Genomic DNA, 15292 nt, shown 5'->3' on the forward strand with positions numbered 1-15292 from the left:
GATCTTTTGATCTTAAAAACAAGATCAAAAGATCGCAGCCTTCGGCAGCTCCTACCTGGATTTACGTTAGGCCATCAGGTGAGCGCACCCCGCCAATGTCGGATTACTCGGCGTTACACAGCGCCAGGCAGTTATCCAGCATGCGGTTGGAGAAGCCCCATTCGTTGTCGTACCAGGCCAGCACCTTCAGCAGTTTGCCGCTGGATTTGGTGTGGTTGGCGTCGAAGATCGACGACAGCGGGTTGTGGTTGAAGTCGCTGGACACCAGCGGCAGGGTGTTGAAACCGAGAATCTTCGAGTGCTGGCTCGCAGACTTCATCAGCGCGTTGACCTCTTCGGCGCTGGCTTCTTTTTTCAGCTGTACGGTCAGGTCCACCAGCGACACATTGATCACCGGCACACGCACCGCCATGCCGGTCAGTTTGCCGGCCAGTTCCGGCAGCACCAGGCCCACCGCTTCAGCGGCGCCGGTCTTGCTCGGGATCATGTTCTGCGTGGCCGAACGCGCGCGGTACGGGTCGGTGTGATAAACGTCGGTCAGGTTCTGGTCGTTGGTGTAGGCATGAATGGTGGTCATCAGACCGCTTTCGATGCCCAACTCACGGTGCAGCACCTGCGCCACCGGTGCCAGGCAGTTGGTGGTGCACGAAGCGTTGGAGATGATCTGGTGCGACTGGCGCAGAATGTCGTGGTTCACACCATATACGACGGTGGCGTCGGCGCCTTTGGCCGGGGCCGAGATGATCACTTTGCGCGCGCCGGCAGTAATATGCGCGGCCGCTTTGGCGCGATCGGTAAAGAGACCGGTGCATTCGAACACCACATCAATCTTTTCCGCCGCCCATGGCAGTTCGGCCGGGTTGCGAATGGCGCTGACCGCAATGCGGTCGCCGTTGACGGTCAGGCTTTCATTGTCATGTTCGACTTGCGCGTCAAACGTGCCGTGAACGGTGTCGTATTTGAGCAGATGGGCATTGATCGAGCTGTCGCCCAGATCATTGATGGCGACGATCTGCAAATCCTGTCGATAGCCTTGGGTATACAGTGCGCGCAGGACATTACGGCCGATGCGGCCAAAACCATTGATTGCGATTCGTAGAGTCATGGAACAGCGCCGCCGTCGTTTTGTTGTTGGAATTACAAGATTATTCGCATAAAAATAGAAAACAAGCCTTTTTAGTGGCAATATTTTGTTTTATCTACAACGAGTGACCTGAATCAACTGGTCCGATTGGTCAAAAAAGCCGTCTGTCATTCCAACAACAACGGCGTTTGATCAGCATAGACAATCAGGTCGCCACATCCGTTAGCCTGGAGTTCTACACATGCATCCCCGCGTTCTTGAGGTCACCGAACGGCTTATCGCCCGCAGCCGCGCCACGCGTCAGGCTTACCTTGCACTGATTCGCGGCGCCGCCACTGACGGGCCGATGCGCGGCAAGCTGCAATGCGCCAACTTCGCCCACGGCGTGGCCGGTTGCGGCAGTGAAGACAAACACAGCTTGCGGATGATGAACTCGGCGAACATCGCCATTGTTTCTTCGTATAACGACATGCTCTCGGCGCACCAGCCGTACGAAGTGTTCCCGGAGCAGATCAAGAACGCCCTGCGCGAAATCGGCTCGGTCGGCCAGTTCGCCGGCGGCACCCCTGCGATGTGCGACGGCGTGACCCAGGGCGAGCCGGGCATGGAGCTGAGCCTGCCGAGCCGCGAAGTGATCGCCATGTCGACCGCTGTGGCGCTGTCGCACAACATGTTCGACGGTGCGCTGATGCTCGGCATCTGCGACAAGATCGTCCCGGGTTTGATGATGGGCTCGCTGCGTTTCGGTCACCTACCAACGATTTTCGTACCGGGCGGGCCGATGGTCTCGGGGATTTCCAACAAGGAAAAAGCCGACGTCCGCCAGAAGTACGCCGAAGGCAAAGCCACCCGCGAAGAGCTGCTGGAATCGGAGATGAAGTCCTACCACAGCCCGGGCACCTGCACCTTCTACGGCACCGCCAACACCAACCAGTTGCTGATGGAAGTCATGGGCCTGCACTTGCCGGGCGCTTCTTTCGTCAACCCGAACACGCCGCTGCGTGATGCGCTGACCCGCGAAGCCGCGCACCAGGTCACGCGCCTGACCAAACAGAACGGCAACTTCATGCCGATCGGCGAAATCGTCGACGAGAAGTCGCTGGTCAACTCCATTGTTGCGTTGCACGCCACCGGCGGCTCGACCAACCACACTCTGCACATGCCGGCCATCGCCATGGCCGCAGGCATTCAACTGACCTGGCAAGACATGGCCGACCTCTCCGAAGTCGTGCCGACCCTGAGCCACGTCTACCCGAACGGCAAAGCCGACATCAACCACTTCCAGGCGGCGGGCGGCATGTCGTTCCTGATCCGCGAACTGCTTGGCGCCGGTCTGTTGCACGAAGACGTCAACACGGTGCTCGGCCACGGCTTGAGCAAGTACACCAAAGAACCGTTCCTTGATAACGGCGAGCTGGTCTGGCGCGAAGGCCCGGTCGACAGCCTCGACGAAAACATCCTGCGTCCGGTCGCTCGTGCGTTCTCGCAGGAAGGCGGTTTGCGCGTTATGGAAGGCAACCTCGGCCGCGGTGTGATGAAGGTTTCCGCCGTCGCGCTGGAAAACCAGATCGTTGAAGCACCGGCGATGGTGTTCCAGGATCAACAGGATCTGGCCGACGCGTTCAAGGCCGGTCTGCTGGAAAAAGATTTTGTCGCGGTGATGCGCTTCCAGGGCCCGCGCTCCAACGGCATGCCCGAGCTGCACAAGATGACGCCGTTCCTCGGCGTGCTGCAGGATCGCGGCTTCAAAGTCGCGCTGGTAACTGACGGGCGCATGTCCGGCGCCTCGGGGAAAATCCCGGCGGCGATTCACGTCAGCCCCGAAGCTTATGTCGGTGGCGCTTTGGCGCGCGTGCAAGAGGGCGATATCATCCGCGTCGATGGCGTCAAAGGCACCTTGGAACTCAAGGTCGATGCCGACGAATTTGCAGCACGCGAACCTGCCAAAGGCCTGTTGGGCAACAATATTGGCAGCGGACGCGAACTGTTCGGCTTCATGCGCATGGCCTTCAGCTCGGCAGAGCAGGGCGCCAGCGCCTTCACTTCTGCCCTGGAGACGCTTAATTGAAACTGGCTGTGGTCGGTGACATCGGAGGCACCAACGCGCGATTTGCGTTGTGGAAAAACCAGCAACTGGAATCGGTTCAGGTCTTGGCCACGGCCGACCACGCCAGCCCGGAAGAGGCGATCAGCCTCTACCTGAGCGGGCTCGGTCTGGCGCCGGGTTCGATCGGTTCGGTGTGCCTGTCGGTGGCCGGCCCGGTCAGTGGTGATGAATTCAAGTTCACCAACAATCACTGGCGGCTGAGCCGTAAGGCGTTTTGCCAAACCTTGCAGGTCGAGCAGTTGTTGCTGGTCAACGACTTCTCGGCGATGGCGCTGGGCATGACCCGTTTGCAGCCGGGCGAATTCCGCGTGGTCTGCGAGGGTACGCCGGAGCCGTTGCGCCCTGCTGTGGTGATCGGCCCGGGCACTGGCCTTGGCGTCGGTACCTTGCTTGATTTGGGTGAAGGTCGTTTTGCGGCGTTGCCGGGCGAGGGCGGTCACGTCGATCTGCCGCTGAGCAGCCCGCGTGAAACGCAATTGTGGCAGCACATTCACAATGAGATTGGCCATGTCAGCGCGGAAACCGCGTTGAGCGGCGGCGGTTTGCCACGGGTTTACCGGGCGATCTGCGCGGTGGACGGGCATGAGCCGACGCTGGATACGCCGGAAGCGATTACCGCAGCCGGGCTGGCGGGTGATCCGATTGCGCTGGAAGTGCTGGAGCAGTTCTGCTGCTGGCTCGGCCGTGTGGCCGGCAATAACGTGCTGACCACGGGTGGGCGTGGCGGGGTGTATATCGTTGGCGGGGTGATTCCACGCTTTGCCGATTTCTTCCTCGAAAGCGGTTTTGCCCGTAGCTTCGCTGACAAAGGGTGCATGAGCGATTACTTCAAAGGCATTCCGGTGTGGCTGGTGACAGCGCCGTATTCTGGCCTCGTTGGCGCGGGTGTGGCCCTCGAACAGGCTTGATACCGAGTCACCTTCATCGCTGGCAAGCCAGCTCCCACAGGTTTTGTGAACGACACAGATCCTTGTGGGAGCTGGCTTGCCAGCGATGAGGCCAGAACAGACAACAAATCTCCAAGGTTCATCAGGCATAATCCGCCCCAATTCCAACAACAAGGATGCCTTCGAAGTGAGCTCAGTCAACAAGTCGATATTGTTGGTCGATGACGACCAGGAAATACGCGAGTTGCTGGAAACCTACCTGACCCGCGCCGGGTTTCAGGTGCGGGCCACCGCCGATGGCGCCAGTTTCCGTCAGGCACTCAATGAAGCGCCGAGCGATCTGGTGATCCTCGATGTCATGCTGCCCGACGAAGACGGCTTCAGCTTGTGCCGCTGGGTGCGTCAGCATCCGCGTCAGGCGCAGGTGCCGATCATCATGCTCACCGCCAGTTCCGACGAAGCCGACCGCGTGATCGGACTCGAACTCGGCGCTGACGACTACCTCGGCAAACCCTTCAGCCCGCGCGAACTGCAAGCGCGGATCAAAGCCCTGCTGCGCCGCGCGCAATTCGGCCAGGAACGTAACGGCAGCGAAGTGCTAGCGTTCGATGAATGGCGGCTGGACATGGTCAGCCATCGTCTCTTTCACACCGACGGCGAGGAAGTGATTCTCTCCGGCGCCGATTTCGCCCTGCTGAAACTCTTCCTCGATCACCCGCAGGAAATCCTCGACCGCGACACCATCGGCAACGCCACCCGGGGCCGCGATCTGATGCCACTCGATCGCATCGTCGACATGGCCGTCAGCCGTTTGCGCCAGCGTCTGCGCGACACCGAAAAACCGCCACGACTGATCCGCACCGTACGTGGCAGCGGCTATCAACTTGCAGCCAATGTGGTTGCCGGCAATGGTCACTGAGTCGCTGCGTAAACTCGCCGCCAAGGTGCCGGTGCCACGCTCGCTGCTCGGGCGGATGTTGCTGCTGACCTTGCTGGCGGTGCTGTTTGCGCAGACGTTGTCCAGCGTGATCTGGGTCTCGCAGCTGCGCGCCACCCAGCTTGAAGGCTTGGTCACTAGCGCCCGCAGCCTCGCCCATTCGATGACCGCCAGCGTCAGTTATTTCCGCTCGTTGCCGGTGGCTTACCGGCCATTGGTGCTCGATCAGTTGCGCAGCATGGGCGGCACCCGCTTCGTGGTGACGCTCAACGACAAACCGTTGGGCATGGACGTGCTGCCGGTTACGCCGCGTAAAGCCGCAGTGATGAAAGCGGTCGACGAAGTGCTGCGCCAGACCTTGGGCCATGACACCGATATTTCGGTGACCTTTGTCAGCCCCGAAGATCTGCGAATCTTCAATGCCGGGCTGAAACTCGATGAGCTGCCACGCTCCTGGGCGCATTACGCGCTGACCCTCGAGCCGGTGAACCCGCCCGTGCTGGTCACGCAAATCCAGATGGCACCGGGCGAATGGCTGTACATCGCTTCTTTGCTTCCGGAGCCGTACACCAGCCTCGAAGAACAAGGCCTGCCGTCGCAACAGGTGTGGTTCATCGTCCTCACCAGCGGTTTTCTGCTGCTGTTCATCGGTGTGCTGGTGCACTGGCAGAGCCGGCCGCTCAAGCGCCTGGCACGGGCCGCGCGGGACATGTCGCTGGGCGCCGACGTCGAGCCGGTGGCTGAAGGCGGCGGCAGTGAAGTGGTCGAAGTGGGCCGCGCCTTCAACAGCATGCGCGAGCGCATCAGCCGTTACCTGACCGAGCGCAGCCAGTTGTTCAGCGCGATTTCCCATGACTTGCGCACGCCGATCACCCGTTTGCGTTTGCGCGTGGAATTGCTTGAAGACGAACAGCTGCAAGCCAAGTTCGGCCGCGATCTGGATGAGTTGGAGTTGCTGGTCAAAGGCGCGCTGCAATGCGTGAAAGACACCGACATCCACGAGAACATCGAGCCGGTGGACCTTAACCATGTGCTGGATTGTCTGGTCGAGCCGTATCTGGCGCCGAACGGCAATGGTCGCGTGACTCAGCATGGTCGGGCGCTGGCGGCGTATCCGGGCAAGCCTCTGGCGTTGAAGCGTTGTATCGGCAACCTGATCGACAACGCGTTGAAGTATGGGCAGAACGCGCATCTGCACATCGATGACGATGACAGCGCGTTCGTCTTGCATGTCGATGATGAAGGGCCGGGTGTGCCCGAGCAGCGGCTGGAGCAGGTGTTTGAGCCGCACTTCCGGTTGGCGGGGCAGCAGCAGGGGTATGGGCTGGGGTTGGGGATTGCGCGCAATATTGCCCATAGTCATGGCGGAGAGGTGACGTTGCAGAATTTGCGTGAGGGTGGGTTGCGGGTGACCCTGCAATTGCCGCGTTCCGCGGATTGAAGATCAACAGATCGCAGCCTTCGGCAGCTCCTACACTGATCCCTGTAGGGGCTGCCGAAGGCTGCGATCTTTTGACTTTGCTCTTGCCAATGTCACTGGCTAGTGACAAAACCCGCCCCCTTCGTTACAAGCCCATCCCGGCCCGTTGTTTAGACTCCGCGCAGTCATAACAACAAAAAAGGCCACCCATGGATCGCTTCCAACCCGGCTTCAGCAGTTGGCTGAACGCCCCTGCCCACCAGCAATGGCTCGCCGCTGAAGGCCTGCGCCTGCTGGATTTCGCCAAGGCAGCAAAACTGCCGCAAGGCTTCGGCAACCTCGACGAACGCGGCCGTCTGCCCGCGAACGCGCAAGCCGAAACCATGAACACCGCGCGCATGACCCACAGCTTTGCCATGGCCCATATTCAGGGCCTGCCGGGTTTTGCCGAACTGGTCGATCACGGCATTGCCGCCCTGCGTGGGCTGTTGCGTGATGCGTTGCACGGTGGCTGGTTTGCGGTCGCCGAACACCGCGACGACAACACCGGCAAGAACGCCTACCTGCACGCGTTCGTCGCGCTGGCCGCGAGTTCCGCGGTGGTCGCCAAACGTCCCGGCGCCCAAGCGTTACTCGATGATGCCATCGACATCATCGACACCTATTTCTGGAGCGAAGAAGAGGGCGCCATGCGCGAGTTCTTCAATCGCGACTGGAGCGAAGAAGAAGCCTATCGCGGCGCCAACAGCAACATGCACGCCACCGAAGCATTCCTCGCACTGGCCGATGTCACCGAAGACCCGCGCTGGCTGGTGCGTGCGCAACGCATCGTCGAGCGGGTGATTCACGGCCACGCTGCCGCCAACGGTTACATGGTCATCGAGCACTTCGACCGCGACTGGCAACCGTTGCGCGAGTACAACCACGACAATCCGGCTGACGGTTTCCGCCCCTACGGCACCACGCCGGGCCACGGTTTCGAATGGGCGCGGTTGCTGTTACACCTCGAAGCTGCACGGGTTCAGGCTGGCATGCTCACCCCCGGCTGGCTGGCGACCGACGCGCAGAAACTCTTTGAGAACAACTGCCGCAACGGCTGGAACGTCGATGGTTTGCCGGGCATCGTCTACACCCTCGACTGGGGCAACAAAGCCGTGGTCCGCCATCGTCTGCACTGGACGCACGCCGAGGCCAGCGCGGCTGCCAGTGCCTTGCTCAAACGCACCGGCGATGCGCAATACGAAACCTGGTACCGGCTGTTCTGGGAATTCTGCGAAACGCATTTCATCGATCGTTGCGACGGCAGTTGGCATCACGAACTCAATCCGCAAAATGTCCCAAGTGCCGATATCTGGGCGGGCAAACCCGATCTGTATCACGCCTGGCAAGCGGTGCTGATCCCTCGTCTACCCTTGTCACCGAGCATGGCGACTGCTTTAGCGCAGTTGTCTCAGGGTTCTCCTGTGTAACCATGTGGTGACATTCGCGCGTCCCTTCGTTACCTGCGAAGGGAAACGTCCTGTTTAAACTCCTGTGCAGCGCAAGCACCAGACTTGCATGCATAACAACAAGAAAGGTACATCTCAGATGAATGCGATTTCTCGCCTCGCTACTGTCATTTCTGTCGCCTCCCTGTTCCCGCTCGCAATTCTGCCTCTCAGTGTTTCCGCTGCCGAATCCAAAGGTTCGGTCGAAGTCGTGCACTGGTGGACGTCCGGTGGCGAAAAAGCCGCTGTTGATGTGCTCAAGGCTCAAGTCGAAAAAGACGGTTTCACCTGGAAAGACGGCGCTGTCGCCGGTGGTGGCGGTGCGACTGCCATGACCGTGCTGAAAAGCCGTGCAGTCGCCGGCAACCCGCCTGGCGTTGCTCAGATCAAAGGCCCGGACATCCAGGAATGGGCGTCGACCGGCCTGCTCGACACCGACGTGCTGAAAGACGTCGCCAAGTCGGAAAAGTGGGACAGTCTGCTCGACAAGAAAGTCTCCGATACCGTGAAGTACGACGGTGATTACGTGGCCGTGCCGGTGAACATTCACCGCGTGAACTGGCTGTGGATCAACCCGGAAGTCTTCAAGAAAGCCGGTATCACCAAGAACCCGACCACCCTCGAAGAATTCTATGCCGCAGGCGACAAGCTCAAGGCTGCGGGCTTCATTCCGCTGGCTCATGGCGGTCAGCCTTGGCAGGACAGCACCGTGTTCGAAGCCGTGGTGCTTTCGGTCATGGGTGTCGATGGTTACAAGAAAGCCCTGGTTGATCTGGACAACGCCGCGCTGACCGGCCCGGAAATGGTCAAGGCGCTGACCGAGCTGAAGAAAGTCGCGACCTACATGGACGCCGACGGCAAAGGTCAGGACTGGAACCTGGAAGCGGCCAAAGTCATCAACGGCAAGGCCGGCATGCAGATCATGGGTGACTGGGCCAAGTCCGAATGGACCGCCGCCAAGAAAATCGCCGGCAAGGATTACCAGTGCGTAGCCTTCCCGGGCACCGACAAGGCTTTCACCTACAACATCGACTCGCTGGCCGTGTTCAAGCAGAAGGACGCAGGCACTGCGGCCGGTCAGCAGGACATCGCCAAAGTCGTACTGGGTGAAAACTTCCAGAAAGTCTTCAGCATCAACAAAGGCTCGATCCCGGTTCGCAACGACATGTTGAACAATATGGAATCGCTGGGCTTCGACTCCTGCGCACAGACTGCTGCCAAGGACTTCCTGGCTGACGCCAAGTCCGGCGGCCTGCAACCAAGCATGGCGCACAACATGGCGACCACGCTGGCCGTGCAAGGCGCGTTCTTTGATGTCGTGACCAACTACATCAACGACCCGAAAGCCGACCCGGCCGACACCGCCAAGAAACTTGGCGCAGCGATCAAGTCCGCCAAGTAATGCTTGGCCCCTGTAGGAGCGAGCTTTTGTGGTGAGGGGATTTATCCCCGTTGGGTTGCGCAGCGACCCCAGAAAGTTGCAGCGGCGCAGTTTCAGAAACACCGCATGCAATGGTTTTGCGACTGCTTCGCAGCCGAACGGGGATAAATCCCCTCGCCACAGGGCTCACTCCTACAGGGAAATGCCCTTGTCATCTTTATTCTGGATTTCCCCATGAGTTCTGTTGCTGTGTTCAGCAAGGCCTCGCCGTTCGATGCATTGCAGCGCTGGCTACCAAAACTGGTGCTGGCGCCGAGCATGTTCATCGTTCTGGTGGGCTTCTATGGCTACATCCTGTGGACGTTCGTGCTGTCGTTCACCACCTCGACTTTCCTGCCCAACTACAAGTGGGCTGGCCTGGCGCAATACGCACGGTTGTTCGACAACGACCGCTGGTGGGTCGCGAGCAAAAACCTCGCGGTGTTCGGCGGCATGTTCATCGGCATCACTTTGGTGATCGGCGTGTTGCTGGCGGTGTTCCTCGACCAGCGCATCCGTCGCGAAGGCTTTATCCGCACCATTTACCTGTACCCGATGGCGCTCTCGATGATCGTTACCGGTACCGCGTGGAAATGGCTGCTCAACCCGGGCATGGGCCTGGACAAATTGTTGCGTGACTGGGGCTGGGAAGGCTTCCGTCTCGACTGGCTGATCGACCCTGATCGCGTGGTGTATTGCCTGGTGATCGCTGCTGTCTGGCAAGCCTCGGGCTTCATCATGGCGATGTTCCTCGCCGGCCTGCGTGGCGTTGATCAATCGATCATCCGTGCCGCGCAGATCGATGGCGCGAGCATGCCGATGATCTACTGGAAAGTGGTGCTGCCAAGCCTGCGTCCGGTGTTTTTCAGCGCGGTGATGATTCTGGCGCACATCGCGATCAAGAGCTTCGACCTGGTCGCGGCGATGACCGCCGGTGGCCCGGGTTATTCCTCCGACCTGCCGGCGATGTTCATGTACTCCTTCACCTTCAGTCGCGGCCAGATGGGCATGGGCTCGGCCAGTGCGATTCTGATGCTCGGCGCGATCCTCGCGATCATCGTGCCTTACCTGTATTCCGAGCTGAGGACCAAGCGCAATGACTAGTCTCGCTGCCAAACCTGCTATCAGCCTGAGTCGCATCGCGATCTACGCGGTGCTGATTTTCGCGGTGTTCTTGTATCTGGTGCCGCTGGTGGTCATGTTGCTGACCAGCTTCAAGACCCCGGAAGACATCAGCACCGGCAACCTGTTGAGCTGGCCGACCGTGGTCAGCGGCATCGGCTGGGTCAAGGCCTGGGCCACGGTTGACGGTTACTTCTGGAACTCGATCAAGATCACCGTTCCAGCAGTCATCATCTCTACCGGCATCGGCGCATTGAACGGTTATGTGCTGTCGTTCTGGCGCTTCCGCGGTTCGCAGTTGTTCTTTGGCCTGCTGTTGTTCGGCTGCTTCCTGCCGTTCCAGACCGTGCTGCTGCCAGCCTCGTTCACCCTCGGCAAGATGGGCCTGGCGAGCACCACCACCGGCCTGGTGTTTATCCACGTGGTTTACGGTCTGGCGTTCACCACGCTGTTCTTCCGTAACTACTACGTGAGCATTCCGGATGCGCTGGTGAAAGCCGCACGTCTGGATGGTGCGGGTTTCTTCACGATTTTCCGCCGCATCATTCTGCCGATGTCGACGCCGATCATCATGGTCTGCCTGATCTGGCAGTTCACCCAGATCTGGAACGACTTCCTGTTCGGTGTGGTGTTCTCCAGCGGTGATTCGCAACCGATCACGGTAGCGCTGAACAACCTGGTCAACACCAGCACCGGCGCCAAGGAATACAACGTTGATATGGCAGCGGCGATGATCGCCGGCCTGCCGACCCTGCTGGTCTATGTGGTCGCAGGCAAGTATTTCGTGCGCGGGCTGACGGCCGGCGCAGTCAAGGGGTAATCATGGCAACGCTCGAACTTCGCAACGTAAACAAGACCTACGGTGCCGGCCTGCCGGACACCCTGAAGAACATCGAACTGTCGATCAAGGAAGGCGAATTCCTGATCCTCGTCGGCCCGTCGGGCTGTGGCAAATCGACGTTGATGAACTGCATCGCCGGTCTGGAAACCATCACTGGCGGCGCGATCATGATCGGTGATCAAGACGTCAGCGGCATGAGTCCGAAGGATCGCGACATCGCCATGGTGTTCCAGTCCTACGCGCTGTACCCGACCATGAGCGTGCGCGAGAACATCGAATTCGGCCTGAAGATTCGCAAGATGCCGCAGGCGGCAATCGACGAAGAAGTCGCGCGCGTCGCCAAGCTGCTGCAGATCGAACACTTGCTGAACCGCAAGCCGGGTCAGCTCTCCGGTGGTCAGCAACAGCGTGTGGCGATGGGCCGTGCGCTGGCGCGTCGACCGAAGATTTATCTGTTCGACGAACCGCTGTCCAACCTCGACGCCAAGCTGCGTGTCGAGATGCGCACCGAAATGAAACTGATGCACCAGCGCCTGAAAACCACCACGGTCTACGTGACCCACGACCAGATCGAAGCGATGACTCTGGGCGACAAGGTTGCGGTGATGAAGGACGGCATCATTCAGCAGTTCGGCACGCCGAAAGAGATCTACAACGACCCGGCCAACCTGTTCGTGGCGAGCTTCATCGGTTCGCCGCCGATGAACTTCATCCCGCTACGCCTGCAACGCAAGGACGGTCGTCTGCTGGCGTTGCTCGACAGCGGCCAGGCCCGTTGCGAGCTGCCGATGAGCATGCAGGACGCCGGCCTCGAAGATCGCGAAGTGATCCTCGGCCTGCGCCCTGAGCAGATCGTTCTGGCGAACGGCGAGGGCAACGGCCTGCCGAGCATTCGTGCCGAAGTGCAGGTCACCGAGCCGACCGGACCGGACACGCTGGTGTTCGTCAATTTGAATGAAACCAAAGTCTGCTGCCGACTGGCGCCGGACGTGGCACCGCAAGTGGGCGAGAGCCTGACGCTGCAATTCGATCCGTCGAAAGTGTTGTTGTTTGATGCCAACACCGGCGAGCGTTTGGGTGTTGCGGGCCTGCCACAGACCGATGCGCGGTCTGCGAACGTGGCGCAATTCAAAGGCCGGTAAACAGATCAAGGTTGGAATGCAGTCATGTGGGAGCTGGCTTGCCAGCGATGCAGGCAACTCGGTTCACAGTGGAACAGAGTCGATGCCATCGCTGGCAAGCCAGCTCCCACAGGGATTGGATTCCACAAGGAGCACGCGGTGGATTGCCTGTAATCCATCGCAATTTATGTAAACCGCGTTAGATAAAAACAGTTAATAACAATAAAGACGAGGATGTAGGGATGAAAATGAAACACGTCAATGCCCGGTTGATCTGCCAAGTGTCAGCTGCGGCGGCATTGGTGCTGGCCGGTAACGCCATGGCGGCGGATGCCTTCAGCTCCGATTCGAAATGGATGACCGGTGACTGGGGTGGCGAGCGGACCAAGCTGATCGAGCAGGGTATCGACATCAAGGCCGACTACGTTGGGGAAGTCGGGGGCAACCTTAACGGTGGCTACAACGACGACAAGACTGCGCGTTACGCTGACCAGTTCGGTCTGGGCGTGGCACTCGATCTGCAAAAGCTGTGGGGCTGGGATAACACCCAGGCGAAGATCCAGCTGACCAACCGTAACGGCTACAACATCTCCAACGACCGCGTTGGCGATCCGCGTGCCGGCACCCTGAGCTCCTCGCAGGAAGTTTACGGTCGTGGCCACATGGTGCGTCTGACCCAATTGTGGATTCAGCACCAGTTCTTCGACAACAAACTCGACGTCAAGGCCGGTTACTTCGGTGAAGGCGAAGACTTCAACACCTTCCCGTGCGATTTCCAGAACCTGGCGTTCTGTGGCTCCCAAGTGGGTAACTGGGCCACCAACATCTGGTACAACTGGCCGGTTAGCCAGGCTGCCATCCGCGTGAAGTACAACATCAACGACGAGCTTTACGCGCAGATCGGCGCATACAACCAGAACCCGTCGCAGCTGGAACACGGCAACGGCTTCAAGCTCAGCGGCAGCGGCACCAAAGGTACCGTTCTTCCGGTTGAATTGGTCTGGTCGCCGAAGGTCAACAGCCTGCCGGGCGAATACCGCGTCGGTTACTACAAGAGCACGGCCGATGCCGACGACGTTCGCGAAGACGTCAACGGTTTCGACGCTGCTACCACTGGCGACGCCTACAAGTCTCACAGCAGCAAAAGTGGCTACTGGTTCGTCGCGCAACAGCAACTCACCAGCCACAACGGTGATGCCTCGCGCGGTCTGAACATCGCGGCCAACGCCACGTTCCACGACAAAGACACCAACTTCATCGACAACTACCAGTCGGTGATGTTTGTCTACAAAGGCCCGTTCGACGCGCGTCCGAAGGATGACGTCGGTATCGGCGCGGCACGTATCCACGTCAACGATGACGTGAAAAAAAACGCCGAGCTGCTGAACGTGTCCAACGGTGTGTCGGATTACGACAATCCGGTGTTTTCGCCGATTCGTGAAACCGAATACAACTACGAAATCAACTACGGCTTCCACGTCACCAATTGGCTGACCGTACGTCCTAACCTGCAATACATCACTCACCCGGGCGGTGTGGATGATGTGGACAACGCTTTGGTCGCTGGCCTGAAAATTCAGTCTACGTTCTGACGCGTCTGCGATAAGCTCCTCTCTATGTGCGCATATTTGCGGACAGCCAAGGCTGTCCGCTTTTTTTTGTGACACAGGTCTGATGTGTTACTTGATGATTTTTGTGGCTGGAGAGTTTTTTGTGGCGAGGGGATTTATCCCCGTTCGGCTGCGAAGCAGTCGCAAATCCGTAAAACGCGGTCTGATTGATACACCTCATTGAATGGTTTTAGGGCCGCTTCGCAGCCCAACGGGGATAAATCCCCTCGCCACAAAGTGCTGTGCAAGGCTTTTGGATTGATAAGTACCCCCATGATTTTCAGGACCGTGGCCCATGCATGAGCATCCGCTACAACGCTTTTTCAAATCCCTGCGTGAACAACCGGTGTTCGCCTGGGAGCGCTATCAGATGCGCGACGTGTTGGTGATCGATCACCCGCTGTGTCAGGCGGTGTTCAGTCGTCAGGGCGCGCAGTTGCTGCACTTTCAACCGCGCGGGCAAAAGCCATGGTTGTGGTGCGCGGCGAAGTGGCCGCATGTCGGTGCGATCCGTGGCGGTGTGCCGGTTTGTTGGCCGTGGTATGGCCGTCATCCGAGCGAAAACGCATGGCCGTCCCATGGCTGGGCGCGTTTGCTCGACTGGAAGTTGATCGACAGTAGCACCAGCGATGACGGCGTCCGCCTGCACTGGCAATTGCAACTGTGTGACTGGCAGGTTGACCTGCATGCGCACCTTGGCGAACGCATGGAGTTACGCCTGAGCACCGAGCATCAGGACGACATGCCGTGCCAGTTGAGCCAGGCTTTGCACGCTTACTGGCGTATTGGCGATGTCGGTGAGATAGCGCTGTCTGGACTCGAAGGGGCGCAGGGTTATGACCAGTTGAATCGCCAGTCTTGCCAGCAGGAAGGCGAGTTGCGGGTAGATGGCGGTTGTCAGCGGGTGTTCCAGCATGACGGTGAATTGCAGCTCAAGGATCACGCCTGGCAGCGCGAATTGTGCATCGATACCGGTGACAGTGCTGACACGGTGGTCTGGCATCCGGGGGCACGGCCGTTGCTGGGTGTGAGCTGGGATGAGGTGTTGGAGTTTGTCTGTGTGGAAGCGGCGGCGGGCGGGACGGACAGCCTGCACCTGGCGCCGGGGGAGAAGGCGCATTTGAGTTTGCAGGCGTGGGCCGCGGCTTAGTTTTGTGTCGTCTCAGCTGGCCCCATCGCTGGCAAGCCAGCTCCCACAGTTTTATGAGTGTCCGAAAAATTAATGTTCGGCACGAACCCTGTGGGAGCTGGCTTGC

12 protein-coding genes are annotated in these 15292 nt (G+C 59.5%); 11 read left to right on the top strand and 1 reads right to left on the bottom strand.

Annotated elements, in window-relative coordinates; translation table 11 throughout:
• Positions 1-103 precede the first annotated feature (103 nt).
• Positions 104-1105 (bottom strand): type I glyceraldehyde-3-phosphate dehydrogenase, encoded by a 1002-nt coding sequence (gene gap, locus PMI37_RS16540; protein ID WP_007917884.1) that lies wholly within the window; start codon positions 1103-1105, stop codon positions 104-106.
• A 220-nt stretch (positions 1106-1325) separates the two neighbouring features.
• On the opposite strand from gap, the gene edd reads away from it, so the two are divergent.
• From edd to PMI37_RS16595, 11 genes are all read left to right on the top strand, one after another.
• The gene (gene edd, locus PMI37_RS16545) at positions 1326-3152 is read left to right on the top strand and encodes a phosphogluconate dehydratase (RefSeq protein WP_008082799.1); all 1827 of its coding nucleotides are present in this window, start codon (positions 1326-1328) and stop codon (positions 3150-3152) included.
• Positions 3149-4099 carry a glucokinase gene (locus PMI37_RS16550; protein ID WP_008082800.1) on the top strand — a complete coding sequence of 317 codons (951 nt, stop codon included), beginning with the start codon at positions 3149-3151 and terminating at the stop codon, positions 4097-4099. Before edd ends, PMI37_RS16550 begins: the two co-directional genes overlap by 4 nt.
• Positions 4100-4265: 166 nt before the next feature.
• Positions 4266-4997, top strand: a complete 732-nt coding sequence (locus tag PMI37_RS16555) for a response regulator (RefSeq protein ID WP_008082801.1) — start codon at positions 4266-4268, stop codon at positions 4995-4997.
• Complete coding sequence (locus PMI37_RS16560) at positions 4987-6456, top strand: ATP-binding protein (RefSeq protein ID WP_008082803.1); 1470 nt, start codon at positions 4987-4989, stop codon at positions 6454-6456. The genes PMI37_RS16555 and PMI37_RS16560 overlap by 11 nt, the downstream gene beginning before the upstream one ends.
• Positions 6457-6644: 188 nt before the next feature.
• Positions 6645-7904, top strand: coding sequence for a D-mannose isomerase (locus PMI37_RS16565; RefSeq protein WP_008082804.1), 1260 nt, complete (start codon positions 6645-6647; stop codon positions 7902-7904).
• A gap of 118 nt (positions 7905-8022) precedes the next feature.
• Entirely contained in the window at positions 8023-9324 is a 1302-nt protein-coding gene (locus PMI37_RS16570) for an ABC transporter substrate-binding protein (RefSeq protein ID WP_008082806.1), read from the top strand.
• Positions 9325-9537: 213 nt separating this feature from the next.
• Positions 9538-10446, top strand: a complete 909-nt coding sequence (locus PMI37_RS16575) for a carbohydrate ABC transporter permease (protein ID WP_008082808.1) — start codon at positions 9538-9540, stop codon at positions 10444-10446.
• On the top strand, positions 10439-11284 hold the full coding sequence (locus PMI37_RS16580) for a carbohydrate ABC transporter permease (protein ID WP_008082809.1): 846 nt from the start codon (positions 10439-10441) through the stop codon (positions 11282-11284). Before PMI37_RS16575 ends, PMI37_RS16580 begins: the two co-directional genes overlap by 8 nt.
• A gap of 2 nt (positions 11285-11286) precedes the next feature.
• Positions 11287-12447, top strand: a complete 1161-nt coding sequence (locus PMI37_RS16585; RefSeq protein WP_008082810.1) for an ABC transporter ATP-binding protein — start codon at positions 11287-11289, stop codon at positions 12445-12447.
• A gap of 221 nt (positions 12448-12668) precedes the next feature.
• Positions 12669-14018, top strand: coding sequence for a carbohydrate porin (locus PMI37_RS16590; RefSeq protein ID WP_008082811.1), 1350 nt, complete (start codon positions 12669-12671; stop codon positions 14016-14018).
• A 313-nt stretch (positions 14019-14331) separates the two neighbouring features.
• On the top strand, positions 14332-15186 hold the full coding sequence (locus PMI37_RS16595; RefSeq protein WP_008082812.1) for a D-hexose-6-phosphate mutarotase: 855 nt from the start codon (positions 14332-14334) through the stop codon (positions 15184-15186).
• The last annotated feature ends 106 nt before the right edge of the window (positions 15187-15292 follow it).

This window comes from Pseudomonas sp. GM80 (genome assembly GCF_000282515.1).
In the GTDB taxonomy this organism is placed as follows: domain Bacteria; phylum Pseudomonadota; class Gammaproteobacteria; order Pseudomonadales; family Pseudomonadaceae; genus Aquipseudomonas.